Source organism: Halorhodospira abdelmalekii, assembly GCF_016583625.1.
GTDB classification, from domain to species: Bacteria; Pseudomonadota; Gammaproteobacteria; order Nitrococcales; family Halorhodospiraceae; genus Halorhodospira; species Halorhodospira abdelmalekii.
Window position 1 is genome coordinate 1 of the sequence record NZ_NRRN01000010.1, and the last position, 19,379, is coordinate 19,379.

18 protein-coding genes are annotated in these 19,379 nt (G+C 64.1%); 9 read left to right on the plus strand and 9 right to left on the minus strand.

All coding sequences use genetic code 11. From position 1 onward, the window contains the following. Positions 1 to 20 precede the first annotated feature (20 nt). On the plus strand, positions 21 to 173 hold the full coding sequence (locus CKO15_RS14655) for a cytochrome c (protein ID WP_420842112.1): 153 nt from the start codon (positions 21 to 23) through the stop codon (positions 171 to 173). 156 nt (positions 174 to 329) lie between these two features. Next, positions 330 to 554: a hypothetical protein gene (locus CKO15_RS03525; protein WP_200192573.1), complete on the plus strand. Its 225-nt coding sequence runs from the start codon at positions 330 to 332 to the stop codon at positions 552 to 554. A gap of 145 nt (positions 555 to 699) precedes the next feature. Here the strand turns inward: CKO15_RS03525 and CKO15_RS03530 are convergent, their stop codons facing one another. The 4 genes from CKO15_RS03530 to CKO15_RS03545 are packed head-to-tail and all read right to left on the minus strand — an operon-like array spanning position 700 to position 5,274. Continuing rightward, positions 700 to 1,887 carry an ABC transporter ATP-binding protein gene (locus CKO15_RS03530; protein ID WP_200192575.1) on the minus strand — a complete coding sequence of 396 codons (1,188 nt, stop codon included), beginning with the start codon at positions 1,885 to 1,887 and terminating at the stop codon, positions 700 to 702. After that, complete coding sequence (locus CKO15_RS03535; RefSeq protein WP_200192577.1) at positions 1,884 to 2,855, minus strand: ABC transporter ATP-binding protein; 972 nt, start codon at positions 2,853 to 2,855, stop codon at positions 1,884 to 1,886. Before CKO15_RS03535 ends, CKO15_RS03530 begins: the two co-directional genes overlap by 4 nt. Then, the gene (locus CKO15_RS03540; protein ID WP_200192579.1) at positions 2,855 to 4,201 is read right to left on the minus strand and encodes an ABC transporter permease subunit; all 1,347 of its coding nucleotides are present in this window, start codon (positions 4,199 to 4,201) and stop codon (positions 2,855 to 2,857) included. Before CKO15_RS03540 ends, CKO15_RS03535 begins: the two co-directional genes overlap by 1 nt. Next, positions 4,198 to 5,274, minus strand: coding sequence for an ABC transporter permease (locus CKO15_RS03545; RefSeq protein WP_200192686.1), 1,077 nt, complete (start codon positions 5,272 to 5,274; stop codon positions 4,198 to 4,200). The genes CKO15_RS03540 and CKO15_RS03545 overlap by 4 nt, the downstream gene beginning before the upstream one ends. A 322-nt stretch (positions 5,275 to 5,596) precedes the next feature. Between CKO15_RS03545 and CKO15_RS03550 the strand changes: the two genes are divergently transcribed. The 3 genes from CKO15_RS03550 (at position 5,597) to folK (ending at position 9,148) form a co-directional block, all read left to right on the plus strand. After that, on the plus strand, positions 5,597 to 8,149 hold the full coding sequence (locus tag CKO15_RS03550) for an ABC transporter substrate-binding protein (RefSeq protein ID WP_200192581.1): 2,553 nt from the start codon (positions 5,597 to 5,599) through the stop codon (positions 8,147 to 8,149). Between the two features lie 142 nt (positions 8,150 to 8,291). Next, positions 8,292 to 8,657: a dihydroneopterin aldolase gene (gene folB, locus CKO15_RS03555; protein ID WP_200192583.1), complete on the plus strand. Its 366-nt coding sequence runs from the start codon at positions 8,292 to 8,294 to the stop codon at positions 8,655 to 8,657. Between the two features lie 8 nt (positions 8,658 to 8,665). After that, positions 8,666 to 9,148: a 2-amino-4-hydroxy-6-hydroxymethyldihydropteridine diphosphokinase gene (gene folK, locus CKO15_RS03560; RefSeq protein ID WP_200192585.1), complete on the plus strand. Its 483-nt coding sequence runs from the start codon at positions 8,666 to 8,668 to the stop codon at positions 9,146 to 9,148. A 159-nt stretch (positions 9,149 to 9,307) separates the two neighbouring features. Here folK and dsbD read toward each other — a convergent pair whose 3' ends face one another. Then, positions 9,308 to 11,128 (minus strand): protein-disulfide reductase DsbD, encoded by a 1,821-nt coding sequence (gene dsbD / locus CKO15_RS03565; RefSeq protein WP_200192587.1) that lies wholly within the window; start codon positions 11,126 to 11,128, stop codon positions 9,308 to 9,310. Positions 11,129 to 11,135: 7 nt separating this feature from the next. Further along, entirely contained in the window at positions 11,136 to 11,525 is a 390-nt protein-coding gene (gene cutA / locus CKO15_RS03570; protein WP_242464536.1) for a divalent-cation tolerance protein CutA, read from the minus strand. Between the two features lie 191 nt (positions 11,526 to 11,716). Here cutA and groES point away from each other — a divergent pair, with 191 nt between their 5' ends. The 3 genes from groES to tsaD all read left to right on the plus strand — a co-directional run bounded on the left by groES (position 11,717) and on the right by tsaD (position 15,066). Beyond that, on the plus strand, positions 11,717 to 12,007 hold the full coding sequence (groES, locus tag CKO15_RS03575; protein ID WP_200192589.1) for a co-chaperone GroES: 291 nt from the start codon (positions 11,717 to 11,719) through the stop codon (positions 12,005 to 12,007). A 206-nt stretch (positions 12,008 to 12,213) separates the two neighbouring features. Beyond that, on the plus strand, positions 12,214 to 13,866 hold the full coding sequence (groL, locus tag CKO15_RS03580; RefSeq protein WP_200192591.1) for a chaperonin GroEL: 1,653 nt from the start codon (positions 12,214 to 12,216) through the stop codon (positions 13,864 to 13,866). A 129-nt stretch (positions 13,867 to 13,995) separates the two neighbouring features. Further along, complete coding sequence (gene tsaD, locus CKO15_RS03585; RefSeq protein WP_200192593.1) at positions 13,996 to 15,066, plus strand: tRNA (adenosine(37)-N6)-threonylcarbamoyltransferase complex transferase subunit TsaD; 1,071 nt, start codon at positions 13,996 to 13,998, stop codon at positions 15,064 to 15,066. Here tsaD and CKO15_RS03590 read toward each other — a convergent pair. Beyond that, entirely contained in the window at positions 15,040 to 16,296 is a 1,257-nt protein-coding gene (locus tag CKO15_RS03590) for a multifunctional CCA addition/repair protein (RefSeq protein ID WP_200192690.1), read from the minus strand. The genes tsaD and CKO15_RS03590 overlap by 27 nt on opposite strands. A gap of 123 nt (positions 16,297 to 16,419) precedes the next feature. Here CKO15_RS03590 and CKO15_RS03595 point away from each other — a divergent pair, with 123 nt between their 5' ends. Beyond that, positions 16,420 to 17,208, plus strand: a complete 789-nt coding sequence (locus tag CKO15_RS03595) for a TSUP family transporter (RefSeq protein WP_200192596.1) — start codon at positions 16,420 to 16,422, stop codon at positions 17,206 to 17,208. 86 nt (positions 17,209 to 17,294) lie between these two features. Here the strand turns inward: CKO15_RS03595 and CKO15_RS03600 are convergent, their stop codons facing one another. Together CKO15_RS03600 and accC are read right to left on the minus strand one after the other, a co-directional pair. Continuing rightward, positions 17,295 to 17,879, minus strand: a complete 585-nt coding sequence (locus CKO15_RS03600; protein WP_200192598.1) for a YfaZ family outer membrane protein — start codon at positions 17,877 to 17,879, stop codon at positions 17,295 to 17,297. Between the two features lie 154 nt (positions 17,880 to 18,033). Next, positions 18,034 to 19,377 (minus strand): acetyl-CoA carboxylase biotin carboxylase subunit, encoded by a 1,344-nt coding sequence (accC, locus tag CKO15_RS03605; RefSeq protein WP_200192600.1) that lies wholly within the window; start codon positions 19,375 to 19,377, stop codon positions 18,034 to 18,036. Positions 19,378 to 19,379: the final 2 nt, after the last annotated feature.

A 19,379-nucleotide genomic window follows, 5' to 3' on the forward strand; every position in this document is an offset into this window, starting at 1 on the left:
CGACCGCTTATCGCGAGATGATGCACGATATGCATCGGGCCTTTCAGCAGTTGGCGGTCGACGCTCGAGAACAAGGCGACCCTAGGCAGGCGCAGCGACAGTTGGCGCAGATTCAGAACAGCTGTGTCGCCTGCCATGCCACCTACCGGTTCGTCACCGCGGACGGCGAGTGAGGGAATCCCCCTTGCGGGGATTCGCATAGCGCCGCTAATCTGGCCGTGCATCTTTGCAGATGGCGCAGGGAGGGGCATCGGATACGCGAATTCGGAATAACCTGGCCAAGGTGGGGTTTGCTTTGAAGGCGCTTGACTGACTTGAGGTGCCGCGCGATGAACACAGCGATGATAGAAAAGGCGATTATTAAAGAGCTGCATGATATGCCGGCTGAAGCCATGCAAGAGGTATTGGATTTTGCCCTCTTCATTAAACAGCGTAGAAAGTCCGTATCCGAGCCACCACGACTAAGGCCCAAAAAGCGCCTAGGATTGTTGGCTGGCGAAGGCGTGGAACTGTATGATTTCGAGATGAGTGATGAGGAATTGCTGAACTCATGACAGGCTACCTGCTGGATACGCATGTTCTTCTGTGAGCGCTGTTTGCCCCGGAGCGATTGTCCGACAGGGTAAGAGCCTTGATCGAGGATGAGAGCAATGAAATTGATGTCAGTGTCGTGAGCTTATAGGAAATCTCTCTAATTTATCAGCGACTGTGCAGCCAGCAGGCGACGCGGTGGCCGGGCCGTGGATGCGCCTCCTCCGGATCAAAGTGCTCGCAGCGTCCGACCATGATCGCGGGGCAACGCGGATGGAAGCGACAGCCGCTGGGCGGGTGGAGCAGGCTCGGCGGTTCACCGGCCGGGATGGGGCGCTGTTGATGGGCGTTGGCCGCATCCGGGTCGACTAAGGCGGCGAGCAGGGCGCGGGTGTAGGGGTGGTGTGGCCGATCGAGCAGGCGTTCGACCGGCCCCTGTTCGACGATGCGCCCGGCGTACATCACCATGGCGCGGTGGGCGTAGTGGCGCACGGTTGAGAGATCGTGCGTGATGTAGAGCAGCGCGAGGCGGTGCTGGCGCTGAATGGTACGCAGCAGTTCGAGGATCTCGGCCCGCACCGAGGCATCGAGCATCGAGACCGGCTCATCGGCGATGATCAACTTCGGGCGCAGCAGCAGGGCGCGGGCGATGACGACGCGCTGCTGCTGTCCGCCGCTGAGTTGGTGAGGAAACTTCTGCCACGTCTCGTGCGCCGGTTCCAGCCCGACCTCTTCGAGTGCGGCGGCGATCCGCTCCTCACGCGCCCGACGGGTGCCGACGCCGTGAACGATCAGCGGCTCTTCGAGAATCCGGCGAATCTTCATAAAGGGCGGCAGGGCGCCGTAGGGGTCTTGCTGGACGTAACCGACAGCGGCGCGATACGCCTTTAAGGCGCGGCCGCGCAGTGTCGCTAGATCGGTGCCGGCGAAGGTGACCCGGCCCGCAGTCGGGCGGTGGAGACCGAGCAGGGTGCGGGCCAGCGAACTCTTGCCACAGCCGCTCTCGCCGACGATGGTGGCCGATTCGCCATGATCAAGGGTAAAGCTGACGCCGTCGACTGCGCGCACCGAACCGACCCGTAGAAAGCCCCATTGGCGCAGCTCAAAGTGGGTCTGCAGCGCCTCGACCGTCAGCAACGGCTGATGCGGTTGCTGATAAGTCGGCGCAGTCGGCGTCGCAGCACCGCCAGTCGTCACCGCGCCTGTGCCTGTGGCCTCAACGCCGCCGGTCGCCACCGTGCCTCTGGTCGCAGTGGCGACGCCGGCGCTCGGGTTGCCCGGTCTTTCGCCAATCGACCTCTCGCTGCCCGGTTTCTCGCTGCCTGGCGTCTCGCTAACCGATGTGGTACGCCTCATCGCTTCCCTCCTGCGTGCAACCAGCAGCGGCTGCGGTGGCGCGGGGCCAGTGTCGTGCTCGGCGGCGCCTCACTGCAGCGGTCGATGCGCTGCGGACAGCGCGCTGCAAAACGGCAGCCGGCGGGCGGGTCGAGGAGGCTCGGCGGGCGTCCGGGGATGGGGCGCGGCGGCTGCTGTTGGTGGAGTTTGGGCACCGCGGCCATCAGCATCTGCGAGTAGGGGTGGGCCGGGGCGGTGAAAAAGCGCTCGGCGGCGGCCTCTTCGACGATCTGTCCGGCGTACATCAGGGCGACGCGGTCGGCGAGTTCGCTCGAGGTGGCGACATCGTGGGTAATCAAGATAAAGCTCATGCCGCGCTCTGCCTTAATCCGCTTGAGCACGTTCATGATCGCGGCTTGGGTTAGGACATCGAGCGCCGAGGTCGGCTCATCGAGGAGCACGATATCGGGTTCGGTGACCAGCGCCATGGCGATGACTGCACGCTGTCGCATCCCGCCGGAGAGCTCGTGCGGATAGCGGGAGAGAAAATCGGTGGCGATGCCGACCTCGCTAAAGGCCTCGGCGGCGCGCTCCAGGGCCCGGCGGCGCGACCAGCCGCGGTGGATGCGCAGCGGTTCGGCGACTTGTTCGCCGACGCGGATGACGGGGTTCAGGGCGTTCATCGCCGCCTGCATCACCAAGGCGATGCGCACCCAGCGGACTTCGCGGCGAAAGCGCTCCTCGCTATAGCCGAGGATATCTTCGCCGTCGAGTCGCACGACGCCCTCTGGTGCGACGGCGTTGCGCGGTAACAGACGCAGCAGCGTCTTGGCCAGGGAGCTCTTACCGCAGCCCGATTCACCGAGGACGACCAGCGCTTCGTTACGCTGCAGCTCCAAATTGACCCCGTCGACCGCGCGTACTGCACCGCTCTCGGTGCGGTAGCTCAGGCGCAGATCGGCAATCTCGAGCAGCGCAGGGGCGCTCATCACAAGCTCCTCAGACGGGGGTTAAAGACGCGATCGAGGGCGAAGCCAAGCAGGGCGAAGCCGAGGCCGGTGAGCATCAACAGCGCCGCCGGGCTGAGCACCCAGTAGTAAAAGCCGTGGTAGAGGGCGCTTTGATCTTGGGCATCGTAGAGGATCTTGCCCCAGGTCGGGAGGATCGGGTCGCCGAGGCCGAGCACCGCCAGCGATGCCTCCAAAAAGACGTAGGTGGGAATCAAGGTGACGAAGGTCGGGATCAGTACCGGCAGGATACGTGGCACCATATAGCGGAGAATGATCCGCAGATCGCTCGCCCCGTAGGCTTGCGCCGCCGTGATGTAGGGCGCCTCACGGATCGGCAGCAGCATCGCACGATACATCTTGATCCCGGCGCTGAAGATGCCGAGCACCACAACGACCCCGAGCATCAGCCAGATGCTGGTCGAGTAGAGGGTGCCGATCATCACCAGAATCGGCAGCAGCGGCAGGATGATATTGATCTCGGTGAGACGCTGAATCACGGCATCGACCCAGCCACGGAACCAGACTCCAGCAGCGGCGATGATCAGCGTCGTTACGGTTGTGCCGACCGCGGCAATCAAGCCGAAGGCGAGCGCGATCGGTGTGCCCCAGAGCAGGGCGACGCTTAGATCGCGGCGCTGATGGTCGGTACCGGCCCAGCCGTGCACTTGGCCGTAGACGATCAGCTCGCCGTGCAGCTCGCTCGTCTCGGCGAAGTGCACCGTCTCGAGCAAGAGCTGATAGGTCCCTTGCTGCACCTCAAGCGCTTGTTGGTCGGTCCCGGCCCCCGCCGAGGTGGCGGAGAAGAGACCGATCTGCGGCGGGGCCCCAAGGCGCCCTTCAAGGGTCTGATTCTGCGAGATCGAGATTCGCTCGTTGGCCCCGATCCGGCGCGCATCGAGCGGGATCTGCTCGCCCTGTGGGGTGATCCAGGTCGCACGCACGAAGGGCTGTCGGTCGCTCCCGCTGCTCCCCAAGAAGAGATTGATCTCGCTCGGGAATTCGCTGTAGGTAAAGTCAAAGGTCAGGCGCTGCTCGGTGATGCGCACCCCCTCGTACGCCTCCTCGGCGATCGGCGCAGCGGCGGTCGGGATGCGGAGCGTGCGCGGGGCGTCACCGCCGAAGAGCCGATCGGCCCACACCGGCCCAGCATTGACCGGCAGCTCTTGCCACAGATCACCACCGCGCCAAAGGCGCTGCGCCTCGCTATAGGGGATGGTCACCACGGCGTAGACGGCGGTTGCTAGCAGCGCCACGATGATCAGCGCACCGAGCAGCGCCGAGGGGTAGCGGCGCAGGCGGCGCAGCCCGTCGCGCCACGGGCTCACGCCGAGCCCCCTTCGATGCGCACGCGCGGGTCGAGCAGCGCGTAGATAAAGTCGAGCAAGAAGACAGTCACTGCGAGTAGATAGGCGAAGATGACCACCGAGCCGATGATCACCGGGGTGTCGCGATGGCCGATCGCCTCGAAGAGCAGGGTGCCGAGTCCCGGCCAGTTGAAGACCTGCTCGAGGATGATCGCTCCACTCCAGAGGCCGATGAGCATCAGCAAGAAGCTCGTTACGATCGGGGAGAGGGTCGGGCGCAGGATATAGCGCTGCTCGACGAGGGCATCCGGCAGGCCCTTCGCCCGCGCCATCTCGACGTAGTCCTCACTCGAGTGGATCAGGAAGAAGGTGCGCCACGAGTAGATCGAGATAAAGATCTGCGCCAAGAACATCGCCGCGATCGGTAAGGCCATGTGCTGGATCACGCTGGCTGCATAGGCCCAGCCGCCGCTCGGTGGTGGGGCTGCGACCATTCCCCCGGGCGGCAACAGCGGCACCACGAAGGCGAAGAGCAGGATCAGAAAGATACCGTAGAACCAGGCCGGGGCCGCCGAACTCGGGGCGAGGGCGATGACGCTGCGATCGAGCGCGCTGCCGTAGCGCCGCGATAGCCCAAGGGCGACGAAGACGGCGACGAAGAAGACCAGCAGATTGGCGGTGCCGAAGAGCAGCAAAGTGGCCGGCAGCCGCTCCAAAATAATCTGTGCGACCTGCCGTGAGCCGGCATCGCTGTGCATCTCCTCGGCGCGCCCGAGATCGAGGAGCATCGCTTGGCGCAGATAGTCGACACTGCGGATCAAAAAGGGCTCATCGAGGCGCAGCCGCTCAATCTCGATCTGCATCCGGTCATTCAATAACTGCTCACGGCGCTCGCTGGGCAGGTCGTGAAAGGCAGGATCGGCGCGGATCTCCTCGGCGACGGTGTTCTCGATCTGGGCTAGACGCAGCTCATCGATCTGCCCGCCCATGTTAGCGATCACGATCGTCAAATAGACGCCGATCAAGACGGTGAGCAGCAGTGCGAGCAGCCGTTTGCCGGCAAAGAGGGCGAGGCGGCGCAAATCACGCAGCAGCTCACTGACGCGGCGGCGTGGCGCAGTCGCCGTAAGATCGTCTGCAGCTGCGGCGGTGGGGGCGCTTGTCGAATGGGCCCTCTCTGCTGGACGAGGCGATTCGCCACTCACGGTGTGACTCCTGATCTGGCGGTCAACTAGACCGGCTGATGCTGCACCAGAAGGAGGGGAGCTGTCCAGTTGCAGTGGACAACTTACCGGCTTCTGATGCAGCATCAGCAGCACCACCCATCGTGGCCGTCACCCCTTCCCGTCCGTCCTGAAACTTGTGGGGTGAAACCCGGGTGAGACCGGGGTGAAACCAAGGAGCGAAACCAACCGGATGGCGCTACGAACCGCACTGCCCCTGACACTGCTTGCCGCGCTGGCCGGGGCCATCGCCGTGACCCTCTTCCTCGGTGCACAGCAGACCGAGCGGGACGCTGCGCACTCGGTTCAAGCGCGTCCCGGGGAGGCCGCGGAGCGCCGCGGCGCCCTGGTCGATGAGATCGTCTTTACCGTCGAATCGGACCCCGGGCGGGTCGCTGCCCTGATTGAGCGCGGCTCCCACCACCTACTCGCCCAGGGCCTCGATAGTGCCACCATCTTCCGCCAGATCCAGCGCCTGCCGAACGTCGACTACTACTTATCGCACGGCAATACCGCCGATTTGGCCCTCAACCCGGCCGCCATGGCCGACGGGCGGCTCAATCCCTTTGAGGATCGGGCGATTCGCGAGGCGATGAACTGGTTGATTGACCGTCGCTATGTCGCCGAGGAGCTTTACGGCGGCTTGGCGACCCCGCGCTATCTACCGATCCACACCGCCTTTCCCGACTACGCGCTGCTCGCTGCGACAGCCCGTCAACTCGAGCGCCACTACCGTTACGATCCAGCACGCGCCGCCGCCATCATTGATGAGCGCATGCGCGAACTCGGCGCCGAGCGCCGCGATGGGCGCTGGTTCGACGGCGACCGGCCGGTTACTCTGCGCATCTTGATTCGCACCGAGGATAACCGCGAGCGGGTCGGCGACTACATAGCGAACCGCCTCGAAGACCTCGGCTTCCGGGTCGAGAGGCTCTATCGCACCGCCGATGAGGCGACCCGTATCTGGATCGCCTCCGATCCTTCCGCCGGGCGCTGGCATATCTACACCGGGGCGTGGATCTCGCCGGTGATTGATCGCGATGCCGGTGACAATCTGAGCTTCTACTACACCCCGCGCGGGCGGCCCTCAGCCCTGTGGCAGGCCTACGAACCCGGCCCGGAGCTGGCTGAGATCGCCGAGCGCTTGGAGCGGCGTGACTTCACCAGTCTGGAGCAGCGACGCGAATTGCTGGCCCGCGGCATCGAGCTGGCGATGGAGAACTCAGCCCGCCTCTGGTTGGTCGATCAGACCAGTGTCACCCCCCACGCCAGCTCGCTCGAGCTCGGCGCCGACCTTGCCGGTGGGATTGCCGGGTCAGCGCTGTGGCCCTACACGGTGCGGTTTCGTGATCAGATCGGCGGCCGGGTCATTGTCGCCACTCCGAGCATGCTGACCGAGCCGTGGAACCTGCTCGCCGGCAGCAACTGGATCTACGACACCATGATTCAGCGCGGCTTGCGCGACTCCGCGGTTCTACCCGACCCCTTCACCGGGCTCTATCACCCGCAGCGAATCGAGCGTGCCGAGGTCACGGTCGAGACCGACAGCCCTGTGCAGCGCACCCTTCCTTGGGTCGAGTTGGAGTTTCAAGATCGGATCGAAGTGCCGGAGGACGCCTGGATCGCGTGGGATCCTGAAGCAGGCGAAATCGAGACCGTCGGCGAGCGCTACCCGGAGGGGCTGCGCGCCCGTGCTCGCACCGTCCTTCACTACGAAGAGGGCTACCTAGAGCGGCAGTGGCACGACGGCTCCCCGATCTCGCTGGCCGATATGATCCTGCCGTGGCTGCTTACCTTCGAGCGGGCCGATGAAGAGAGCCCCCTCTTTGATGCCAGCCACCGACCGAGCTTTGAGGTCTACCGCGAGCACTTTCGCGGCTGGCGCATCCGCGGCACCGACCCGCTGGTGGTCGAGGTCTACGGCGATCAGATCTTCCCGGATGCCGAGTTTCTGGCCGCGCAGCGCGCCCCGAGCCTGATGCCGTGGCATGTGCTCCAGCTCGGTATGGAGGCCGAGAGCCGGGGCGAGCTGGCCTTCTCATCGACCAAGGCCGATCAGCAGGGGGTGGAGTGGATGAATCTGGTCTCCGGTCCAAGTCTGGAGATCCTGCACGGCTATCTGCGCTCGGCGGCGGCGGTCGATCGCTTCCCCTTCCCTGAGACCCTTGCGCCCTTCATGCGCGAGGGTGAAGTGGCCGAGCGCCACGCTGCGCTGCTGGCCTGGTTCGCGGAGCACCGTCACTTTTGGGTCGGAGATGGACCCTTCTATCTCGCCTCAGTGCGTCCGGTCGAGGGGACGCTGATCTTGCGGCGCAACCCGAACTTCCCAGACGCGGCTGATAAGTGGCTGCGCTTTACCGAGCCGCGCATCCCCGAGCTCGCCCTCGATGGACCGCTGGTGATTGAGCTCGGAGACGACGTCGAACTCGAACTGACGATCACCTTCGCCGGCGAGCCCTATCCCGAGGAGGAGATTGAGCAGGCCCGCTACATGCTCTTCGATGGTGACGACGAGCTCCATACACAGGGCGCTATCGAGAGTAGCGACGACCCGGGACGCTGGCGCCTGCGCCTTGAGGCCGAAACCCTCGCCGAACTCGGCACCGGCGCTCACAGCCTTGAGGTCACCGTGATCACCCGCAACGTTGCGCTGCCGGCCTTTACCGCACACGCCTTTGCGGTGGTGCCGAAGCGCGATGTTGCTGCGCCGCTTGATGCGCCGCTTGAGAGAGAGGGAGATCGCTGATCGGTACGTCGACGATCGAAACGCAGACGATCCGTAGAATTTCCGGGCTTCCATCGGCATACTGCGCAAGGAAGCCACCGACCGGTAGAGTTTGACTGCAGGTCAGCGAAGGGCAAGCCAAGGGGGCTGGAGGCCGACAGGAATGGATCGTATCTTCATCCGCGGACTAGAGATCGAGACCGTGATCGGTATCTTCGACTGGGAGCGACGGATTCGCCAGCGCGTACGCCTCGATCTTGAGATGGCGGCCGATGTTGCGAGCGCCGCGGCGAGTGATTCGATCGACGATGCGCTCGACTACAAGGCGCTGAGCAAGCGACTGATCGCCTTTGTCGGCGAAAGCGAGTTCCTGCTCGTCGAGACCCTGGCTGAGCAGGTCGCTGCCATCGTCCGCAGTGAGTTTGCCGTCCCCTGGGTGCGCCTCTCGGTCAGCAAACCCGGTGCCTTGCGCGGTGCCGAGGATGTCGGGGTGGTGATCGAACGGGGGCAGCGTCTGGAAGCGCTTTAGGAAGTCTTGTGCCAATCGCCTACCTGAGTATCGGCAGCAACATCGCACGCGAGTACCACATCCAGCAGGCTATGCTGGAGCTGCGGGCGCGTTGGCCCGATGTGCGTTTTTCACCGGTCTACGAGAGTGCCGCGGTCGGCTTCGCCGGTGAGGCGTTCTATAACCTCGCGGCCGCCTTTGAGGCGAGGGAGTCGCTCGCCGAGGTGCTTGAGGTGTTGCGGCAGCTCGAGCAGGCGCACGGTCGCACGCGCGGCGGTGGGAAATTCGCCGCCCGTACGCTTGATCTCGATCTGGTGGCGTGGGGCGATCAGGTTATCACCACCCCTGAAGTGAGCTTGCCACGCGCGGAGATCTTGGAGTACGACTTTGTCCTGCGTCCGCTCGCCGAGCTTGCCCCGGAGGCTCGCCACCCACTGTGTGGCGAGACCTACGCCGAACTGTGGCGGGCCTACACCGGTCCGGCCTCCATCTTGCGGGTCGTTCCGCTCTAGCAGACCGACGTCAGCAAGATTCCCCATCGCGGGGTGTCTTACGCGGTCGGTACCGCAGCCGGTCACTCCCCTAGGCCTTACGGCCCCTGCTGCGGGCGCTAAGTGGCCGGGCAACGGAGCGGAACGTACAACGGCGAGACCGAGCGCGGAGCGCCTCTGCTAGCGCTCAAAGGCGGCCCGGGCCTGCTCGGCAAACTCATCCGGCCCTTTAAACCCGGCGATCCGGTAGTCGCGCAGCTCTTCGCCGCTGGCATCGAAAAAGAGGATGGCCGGCGGCAGATAGGCTTCACGCACGCGCAGCAGCTCTTGATCCTCAGCGCTCATCGCGGTGATGTCGACGCGCAGCTTCTCGACCCCCTCAAGCGCTTCGCGGACTTGCTGCGCCGGCAGGGTGCGTTCTTCGAGTTGGATGCAGTAGACACACCAATCGGCCGTGATTTCGACGATGGCTGGGCGTCCCTCGGCGGCGGCCGCGGACAGCGCCTCGCGCAGCGCCGGTTCGCCGCCGTGGAGGGTCTGCCACTCCGCGAGCACCTGCGCTCGCGCCTGTGCTCGATCGTCGCCGGTGAGCACCGCCCACGGGCGCAGCGGGTCGCTCGCCCCAGTCGCCGCCCCGAGCAGTTGGGCACCACCGGCCAGGGCGATGAGCGCCGTTAGGCTCCATCCGAGCACCCTTGGTGTGGCCCCTGGTGTGGCCGGGCGGGGCGTAGCCTCGGCCGTTGGGGGCTGAGCACGGCGCAGGCGCCAGGCCAGCCAGCCGGCAGCCGCCAGGAGTAAGAGGCCCCAGGCCAGCAGTTCCAGCCAAGAGGGCATGAAGCGCGCAGCCATCCAGAGCGCTACGCCCAGGAAGACAAAGCCGAAGGCCTGTTTAACGGCCTCCATCCACGGGCCGGAGCGCGGCATCCAGCGCCCGGCGGCGGTCCCGACCAGGAGCAGCGGCGCCCCCATACCGAGCGCCATCACGTAGAGTGCCCCCGCCCCCAGGGCAACCTCACCGGTGTTGCCGATAAAGGCGAGGGCGGCGACGAGTGCCGGCCCCGAACAGGCCCCGACGATCAAGGTCGAGAGCACCCCCATGGCCGCCACGCCGGCGACCTGTCCGCCCGGCAAGCGGCTTGAGGCGTTCTGGAGTCGACTCTGCAGTGCTGCCGGCACTTGTAGGTTGTAGAGTCCGAACATGGCCAGCGCGAGCAGGACGAAGAGCGTGCTAAAGAGCCCGGTCACCAGCGGCCCTTGCAGATCGGCCTGGATCGCGCGCCCCGAGAGCCCAGCGAGTGCGCCGGCGCCGGCGTAGGTGATGGCGACCGCTTGGACGTAAACGAAGGAGAGCCACAGCGCACGGCCTGTGCCGGGGCGTTCGCCAGCGCGTCCGGCGCCGACGATCAGACCGGAGAGGATCGGGATCATCGGGTAGAGACAGGCGGTGAAGGCGAGTGCGAGCCCGGCGAGGAAAAAACCGCCAAGGACCGCCCAGAGGCTGCCGCCGGCCAGCAATCCCGTGAGCGGATCGCTACCGCCACTGCCAGGGCCTCGACCCCCCGAGACGGTGACCGTGCTTGGATCGTCGAGTCGGGCCTCGGCGACGCTCGGCGGGTAACAGAGCGCCCGTGGCTCATTGCAGCCTTGAAACTCAGCCCGCAGCAGCGCACTTTCGGAGAGCGGCTGCGACGTCTCGATGTGAACCTGCAGAAAGTCGCGGTAGATCTGCACCTCGCCGAAGAACTCATCGTGGTGCTTCTCGCCTTCGGGGATGGTGACGTCGGTGATCTCGTTGTCGCCATCCTCCAGCGAGAAGTCTAAGGCGTGGCGATAGAGGTAGTGATCGGGAGCGATCTGCCAGGTGGCGACCAGGCGGTTCTCGGCGATCTGTTCAATCTGGAACGGAAACGCCTCCTCGACCGGTTTCAGTCCGGCGGAGGCGGTCGCGCTAGTCAACAGTAGCAGCGCGCTCAAGAGAACCACGAGCAGCGTTCTCGTCATCTCGGCCTCACTCCTTCCCTGATGCTGCAGAGCGCGGCCGGTGTCGCGTCTCAGCGCTGATCCACTCCAAAAAGCCGCTGAGGCCCTTTTCGATCGGGCAGGCGATGATCTCCGGCAGATCGTACGGGTGGTTCGCCTGTAGGTAGGACTCGAGCTCGCTGTAGGCGACGTCGCTGGTCTTGATGACCAGCAGCCACTCGGCCTCCTCTTGGACGGCCCCCTCCCAGTAGAAGACCGAACTGATCCCCGAGACGATATTGACACAGGCCGCTAGGCTGGCCTCGACCGCGCCCCCGGCTAGGCGGCGCGCGGTCTCTTGATCCGGGCAGGTGCACAAGACCACGTAGTGCAAGCTCGCCATCGGCTCCTCCTGTTCTACGGCCTCTTCTTCGTACATCACGACCCTTGAATTGTACCACCGGCGTCCACATCTCCGCGACAGCAACCCGGCCCCTTGACGAGCAGCGCGCATCCAGTATGATTAGCACTCGTCAGCGGTGAGTGCTAACAAACGAGCCGCCGGTTGCCATATACGAGAGACTTATCCACAGCCAACAGGCTTAACCAAAGACAAGGGAGAGTGGACCGATGAGCAGCATCCGTCCCCTGCACGACCGTGTAGTTATCCAACGCCTTGAGGAAGAGCGCACCTCTCCGGGCGGTATCGTCATCCCCGATACGGCGGCCGAGAAGCCGATCAAAGGCAAGGTGATCGCCGTCGGTAACGGCAAGATGCTCGACAACGGTGAGCGCCGCCCGGTCGAGGTCAGCCCTGGCGACCAGGTGCTCTTCGGCAAGTACTCCGGTACTGAGGTGAAGATCGACGGTGCAGACTACTTGGTGATGCGCGAAGACGACATCATGGCCGTCTTCGAGTAAGACGTGCGCGCGCACCCTAGCACGCGTCGCCGCCGCTGCATAGCGGGCGATGGGTCGGGCGGGTAAGCGAGCCGCCCGGGTGTCCGGTGCGGTCGCTAGGCGAGCAGCCAATGCTGCGCCGGTCACGTCGCATCCCAGTGCTACCGAATATCGCAGAACGTATCGCAGAACACCGAGCTATACAGGCTATTTAAGAGGAGCCAACCATGGCTGCAAAAGAGATTCGCTTCTCCGACGACGCTCGTCAGCGCATGATGGCCGGCGTCAACAAGCTGGCCAACGCGGTCAAAGTTACCCTCGGTCCGCGCGGCCGCAACGCGGTGCTCGAGAAGAGCTTCGGGTCGCCGACCGTGACCAAGGACGGCGTCTCCGTGGCGAAGGAGATCGAGCTCGAGGATCACTTCGAGAACATGGGCGCGCAGATGCTTAAAGAGGTCGCTTCGCAGACCTCCGATGTCGCGGGTGACGGCACCACGACCGCGACGGTCTTGGCGCAAGCGATCCTGCGCGAGGGCATGAAGTCGCTCGCCGCCGGCATGAACCCGATGGAGCTCAAGCGCGGCATCGAAAAGGCGACGCAGACGGCCTCCAAGTACATCGCTGATGAGCTCTCGAAGCCGTGCGAGGATGACAACGCCATCGCTCAGGTCGGCACCATCTCGGCGAACTCCGATCACGCGGTCGGGCGCATCATTGCCGATGCCATGAACAAGGTCGGCAAAGAGGGCGTGATCACGGTCGAAGAGGGCTCCGGTCTGGAGAACGAGCTCGACGTCGTCGAGGGCATGCAGTTTGACCGCGGCTACCTCTCGCCCTACTTCGTGACCAATCAGCAGTCGATGCGCGCCGAGCTCGAAGATGCGGCGATCCTGCTGCACGATAAGAAGATCTCGAACATTCGCGATCTGCTGCCGCTGCTTGAGGGTGTCGCTAAGCAGAACCGCCCGCTGCTGATCGTCTCCGAAGAAGTCGAGGGCGAGGCGCTGGCGACGCTGGTGGTCAACCACCTGCGCGGTATCGTCAAGGTTTGCGCGGTCAAGGCCCCGGGCTTTGGCGATCGGCGCAAGGCGATGCTGCAGGATATCGCGATCCTGACCGGCGGTACGGTGATCTCCGAAGAGGTCGGGATGACCCTCGAGAACGCCACCATTGATGACCTGGGCAGCGCGAAGAAGGTGCAGGTCTCGAAGGAAGAGACGACGATTGTCGGTGGTGCCGGTCGCCAAGACGACATCAAGTCCCGTGTCGATCAGATCCGGCAGCAGATCGAGGACACGACCTCCGACTACGACAAAGAGAAGCTGCAAGAGCGTGTTGCTAAGCTCGTCGGTGGTGTCGCCGTGATCAAGGTCGGGGCGGCGACCGAGGTCGAGATGAAGGAGAAGAAGGCGCGCGTCGAAGATGCCCTGCACGCGACCCGTGCGGCGGTCGAAGAGGGGATCGTCGCCGGTGGTGGTACGGCGCTGCTCCGTGCGCTGGCCTCCTTGGAGGGGCTCAGCGGCGAGAACGACGAGCAGACGCAAGGGATCGCCCTGGTGCGTCGCGCCATGGAGGAGCCGCTGCGCCAACTGGTGAGCAACGCCGGTGAGGACGCCTCGGTCGTCGTCAACAAGGTCCGCGAAGGCACCGGCCACTTCGGCTACAATGTGGCGACCGGTGAGTACGGCGACCTGGTTCAGCAGGGCGTGCTCGATCCGACCAAGGTGACCCGCACGGCGCTGCAAAATGCCGCCTCGGTGGCTGCACTGATGCTGACCACGGAAGCCATGGTCGCAGAGATGCCGAAGAAGGACGATGGCGATGGCGCCGGTGGTATGGGCGATATGGGCGGTATGGGCGGTATGGGCGGCATGATGTAATGCCCCCGGCGTCTATTATCGGTGCCTAGCGCACCAATCGCTTCGACCAGCCCCCGTTGGCATCTGCCATCGGGGGCTTTGGTCTGTTAGGCGCTGGGGCGCTAGAGAGCCAGAGCAGAGAGCACCAGCATGGACCTGATCCTCGGTATCGAGACCTCGTGCGATGAGACCGCCGCGGCTCTTTACAGCGGGCAGCACGGGCTGCTCGCGCACGCACTGCATAGCCAAGTAGCCGCTCACGCCCGTTACGGTGGTGTGGTCCCCGAACTCGCTTCCCGTGATCACATTCGCAAGTTGCCTGGATTGACCCAGCAGGTTCTCGATGAGGCTGGCTTGAGCGTGGCACAGCTCGACGGTATCGCCTGGACACGCGGCCCGGGACTTCCCGGGGCGTTGATGGTAGGCGCCGGCTTTGCCCGTGCATTGGCCTGGGGGCTTGATATTCCGGCAATCGGAATTCACCACATGGAGGGCCACCTGCTGGCACCGCTGCTTGAGCCCCATCCTCCCGCGATGCCCTTTGTAGCACTGCTCGTCTCCGGCGGACACACCCTGTTGGTTCACGTCACTGACCTAGGCGACTACCGACTGCTTGGCGAGTCGGTCGATGATGCCGCCGGTGAGGCGTTCGATAAAGTCGCGCGGATGCTCGAACTCGGCTACCCAGGGGGGCCGGCTATTGCCAAACTCGCCGCCCAGGGGCGGCCCGGCGTTGAACTGCCACGCCCGATGACCCAGCGGCCCGGGCTCGATTTCAGTTTTAGCGGGTTAAAGACAGCAGTGCGTCAATACTTGCAGGAGCATGAAGGGGAAGGCGGTGAAGAGCGTGGAGACGATAAAGACGAAACGGCGATCTCGACGCTGCGGGCCGATGTCGCCTACGGCTTCCAAGAGGCCGTCGTCGATACGCTGCTGATCAAGTGCCGACGGGCCTTGGCGGCGACCGGGTCGCGCCGGCTCATTGTCGCCGGCGGTGTCGGTGCCAACGCCCGCCTGCGCGAACGGCTCAACGCCGCGGCCCAGTGCGACGGGTTCAGTGTCCACTACCCGCGCTTGGAGCTCTGCACCGATAACGCGGCAATGATCGCCTACGCTGGTTATCGTCGTCTGTGCAGAAGCGCCCGTGAACCGCTTCTAGCCGATCTCGACTTCTCGGTGCGTCCGCGCTGGCCCCTAACCGAACTTGCTGCGGTCTCTTGAGGCGGCGACTGCCTGACAGCGTGCCTCGCGTACCGCGCGTCCTATTTCAGGCCCCCGCAACCCTTGTTCGACAAAGGTGCGCGCGCTCACCGGACTCGCCGCTGCGTAGGCTTGACGGATCGCTGCTGCGGCGCGGTACGGGACTCGTTCAGCAGTCTGTGCAATCTGTTCGGGACTGCCGCCGCGCCCACGAAAATCGGCCTCACACGCCCCGAGCACCGCTTCGAGGCGCTCCGGGCGACGGAAGGCATCGAGACGCTCCAGCAGCGTCACCAAGCTCCCGGGTCGCATCCCGGAGGCCCGGTGCACACTCAGGTGGTAACGAGTCACTAGGCGGGCCACCTCGGCGCATTGACGCGGCACGCGCAGCCGGCGGTACAACTCGACCACGACGGGCTCGCCGTTTTTATCGTGATGCGGGTGGCGGGGCCACTCCGCTGCCGGGGTGAGCGCCTTGCCGACATCGTGAACCAAAGCGGCGAAACGCGCCGACTCGCTGAGTTCGAGGTGGGCAGCGGCAGCCAACACACAGAGCGTATGAGTGCCGACATCGCCCTCCGGGTGGTAATCGGCGCGCTGCGGTACAGAGAAGAGCACATCGATCTCCGGCAAGATCTTGGCCAAGGCCCCGCAGTTGCGCAACAGCTCGATCATGCACTGCGGGGCCGGCTCCATCAAACCGCGCCGCAACTCCTGCCAGACCCGCTCTGGCACCAAAGCGTCGACCTCACCGGCTGCGACCATTTCGCGACAAAGCGCCAACGTCTCGGGAGCGACCTTAAACCCGAGCGGTGCAAAGCGGGCCAGGAATCGCCCCAGGCGCAGAATCCGCACCGGGTCTTCGGCAAAGGCGGCAGTGACGTGGCGCAGCCAGCCTGCCTCCAGATCCTCACGCCCCCCGTAGGGATCGATCAGCGCACCGTGCTCATCGCGCGCCATGGCGTTGATCGTCAGATCGCGACGGGCTAAGTCTTGCTCCAATGAGACATCGGGTGCGGCGTGGAAGGCGAAACCGCAGTAGCCAGCGCCCACTTTGCGTTCAGTCCGCGCAAGGGCATACTCCTCGCGCGTCTGCGGATGCAAAAAGACCGGAAAATCCTTACCGACTGGGCGGTAGCCGAGCTGCTCTAAGGTCCCCGGAGTCGCCCCGACCACGACCCAATCGGCGTCGTGCACAGGCAGCCCAAGCAGCTCGTCACGAACCGAACCACCGACACGGTAACACCGCATCATCACTGGTGAGCCACGCAGTTTAGGCTAGGGGTTCGATTTAGGTTGCGCCCCAGTGCGTGCTGTGGACCGGAGCCTAAACCAGGGTTGCAATAGTGACTACTTGGCGGGAAACTAGCGCGCGTGTTTGAACTCATCCTCTATCTACTCATCGGCGCTGCCGCCGGCATCAGCGCGGGGCTTTTTGGTGTGGGTGGTGGCATCATCATCGTGCCCATGCTCCTGCTCATCTTCACGCACCAAGGCGTCTCCGGTGAAGTTGCCATGCATTTGGCGGTCGGTACCTCGCTGGCGACGGTCGCTGTGATTACCGCTATCGCCGCTTACCGACACCACCGCCTCGGCGCGGTTAGAGGGGCCGCTCTACGCCGCCTGCTGCTCCCCTTGTTGCTCGGAGCGGGTACCGGCGTTGCCCTCGCTACACTGATCAGTGGAGCAATGCTGGAGCGTCTATTCGGGCTCTTTTTGATCGCTATTGCGATCCATCTAGCGCTCGATCGCACCCCCCAAGAAGGGGGCGCTCAGCGGCACACTCGCTTCGATCTGCCCGTCGGGATGTCGATTGGCACGGTCTCGGCGCTGTTCGGTGTCGGCGGCGGCACGCTGACCGTCCCCTACCTAGCCTGGCAGGGACTGGCTCTGAGGAACGCCATTGCCACCTCGAGCGCCTGCGCCGTACCGCTGGCCGCTTGCGGGGCAATCGGCTTTGCCCTCATCGGTCAGCCGGTCCAGGAGGCGCTGCCGGCTGGCAGCAGCGGATTCATCTACTGGCCCGCCTTCGCTGCGATCGTTCTCGGCAGCCTGCTTACTGCCGGGTTGGCGGTGCGGGTCTGCCATCGGCTGAGCAATCGTACCTTGAAGCTCGCCTTCTCCCTGTTGCTGGTTACAATCGGCCTCTATCTGGTCCTTTAGGGGGGAGGGTAGGGAACAGCAAAAAACTGGGCGCAGACGCTGAGCCTGCTGTTGCAAGCGCCGCCTATTGCGTCTTCTTAGCATTTTCAGAAGCGGAAAGTCACCCCAATGTGCAGACCGTTATCGAAAGTCGCGCGCCCACCGCGCATATGCACCCGCAGATAACGAAAACCGAGATAGCCGGCCGCGTGTTGAGTCATCTCCAGCTCGTAGCGAATGATCCCCTCGTAATAGCGTTCGGCTCGCCCGAAGGAGGTAATATTCGGTGCTATATGGAGCTGAAATAGCATCGCCTGAGGGATCTGCCCCATGATGCCGAAACGGGCCGAGCCACCGAGCGCCAGCGCGCTCCCCGTCTGTTTCGTATCGTTGGATTTGAAAATCACCCCCTTGGCACCAGCCCCAAGCTCAAGCGGGCTAAACCCTTCAGCTGGCCCACCGAGAACGTGCGCCTTCCCGCTGAGCACGAAGTCGCTGTCGTCATTAAAAAAGACGCCAAACCCTCGGTACGCCCCATCCATGGTTAAAGGGAACAAGGCCGCAATTTCTGCTGCATCGTCGTGGATATTAAAATCGATCTGACGGCCGCCGCCAAGATTCTGCGCCAGCGCCTGCTCTACTCCCAGGGTCGCCGCTACGACCAGTGCCCCTATCGCTACGATGCGTCTCATGCTCTATGCCCCCAGCGCGCCGGTTTTGCGCACTCTCAGTCGATCGTACGACTCTCTAGCAGTCTCCACTCCAGCAGAGAGACCCGGGGCCAGCCTACTCGGCCAGCCACTCGCCATCAATACCGGCATACGCGCCCCTTTCGCTGTCCGCACCTCAGTCGAGTGCCAGCTTCTTCTCCAGGTAGTGGATATCGGTGCCACCGGTACGGAATGCAGCATCCGCGATGATGTCCTGTTGCAACGAAACATTGGTACGAATGCCACCGATGACGATCTCCGATAGCGCTGTACGCATCCGCGCTAGCGCGCTTTCCCGGTTCGCTCCGTGGGTGATCAGCTTCCCGATCATTGAGTCGTAGTAAGGGGGCACGGTGTAACCGGTATAGACGTGAGAGTCTAAGCGTACCCCGGGGCCCCCTGGGGCGTGAAAGTGGTCGATCGTCCCAGGACACGGCATGAGTGTCTTCGGGTCTTCGGCATTGATCCGGCACTCGACGGCGTGACCCTGAATCCGGATCTCATCCTGGCGCCAGCTCAGCGGTTCGCCAGCGGCAACCCGGATCTGCTCAGCGACCAGGTCGCACCCGGTGACCATCTCCGTCACTGGATGCTCGACCTGGATGCGCGTGTTCATCTCGATAAAGTAGAATTCGCCCTTTTCATAGAGGAACTCGAAGGTGCCGGCGCCGACATAGCCCATCTGCCGGCACGCTTCGGCACACCGCTCGCCGATCTCTTGGCGCTGCGCTTCGGTAATCCCCGGAGCCGGGGCCTCCTCGACGACTTTTTGATGGCGACGCTGCATGGAGCAGTCGCGCTCCCCGAGGTGAATAGCGTTGCCGTGACGATCGGCGAGCACTTGGAATTCGATATGTCGCGGTTTTTCCAGGTACTTCTCCATGTACACGGTGCTATCGCCAAAGGCGTTCTGCGCCTCGTTACGGGTTAAGGAGATCGCATTGAGCAACGCCGCTTCGCTGCGAACCACGCGCATGCCGCGTCCGCCGCCGCCAGCTGCCGCCTTGATCATGATCGGGTAGCCGATCGTGGCAGCAATGCGTAGCGCCTCGTCGGGATCGTCCTCCGGGATCGGCCCTCCTGAGCCGGGCACGCACGGCACGCCTGTCTCCTTCATTGCTTGAATGGCCGAGACCTTATCCCCCATCGTGCGAATACATCCCGGGGGGGGGCCGATGAAGATGAAGCCAGATTGCTCGACCCGCTCGGCAAAGTCGGCGCTTTCGGAGAGAAAGCCGTACCCAGGGTGGATTGCGGTCGAGTCAGTCACCTCGGCGGCCGCGATCAGTGCCGGGATGTTCAGATAGCTCTCGGTAACGCTGTTCGGTCCGATGCAGACCGACTCATCCGCTAAACGCACATGCTTAAGCTCGCGGTCAGCGGCGGAGTGGACGGCAACGCTGCGAATATCGAGTTCGCGGCAGGCCCGCAAGATACGTAAGGCGATCTCGCCGCGGTTGGCGATCAGAATCTTTTGCATGG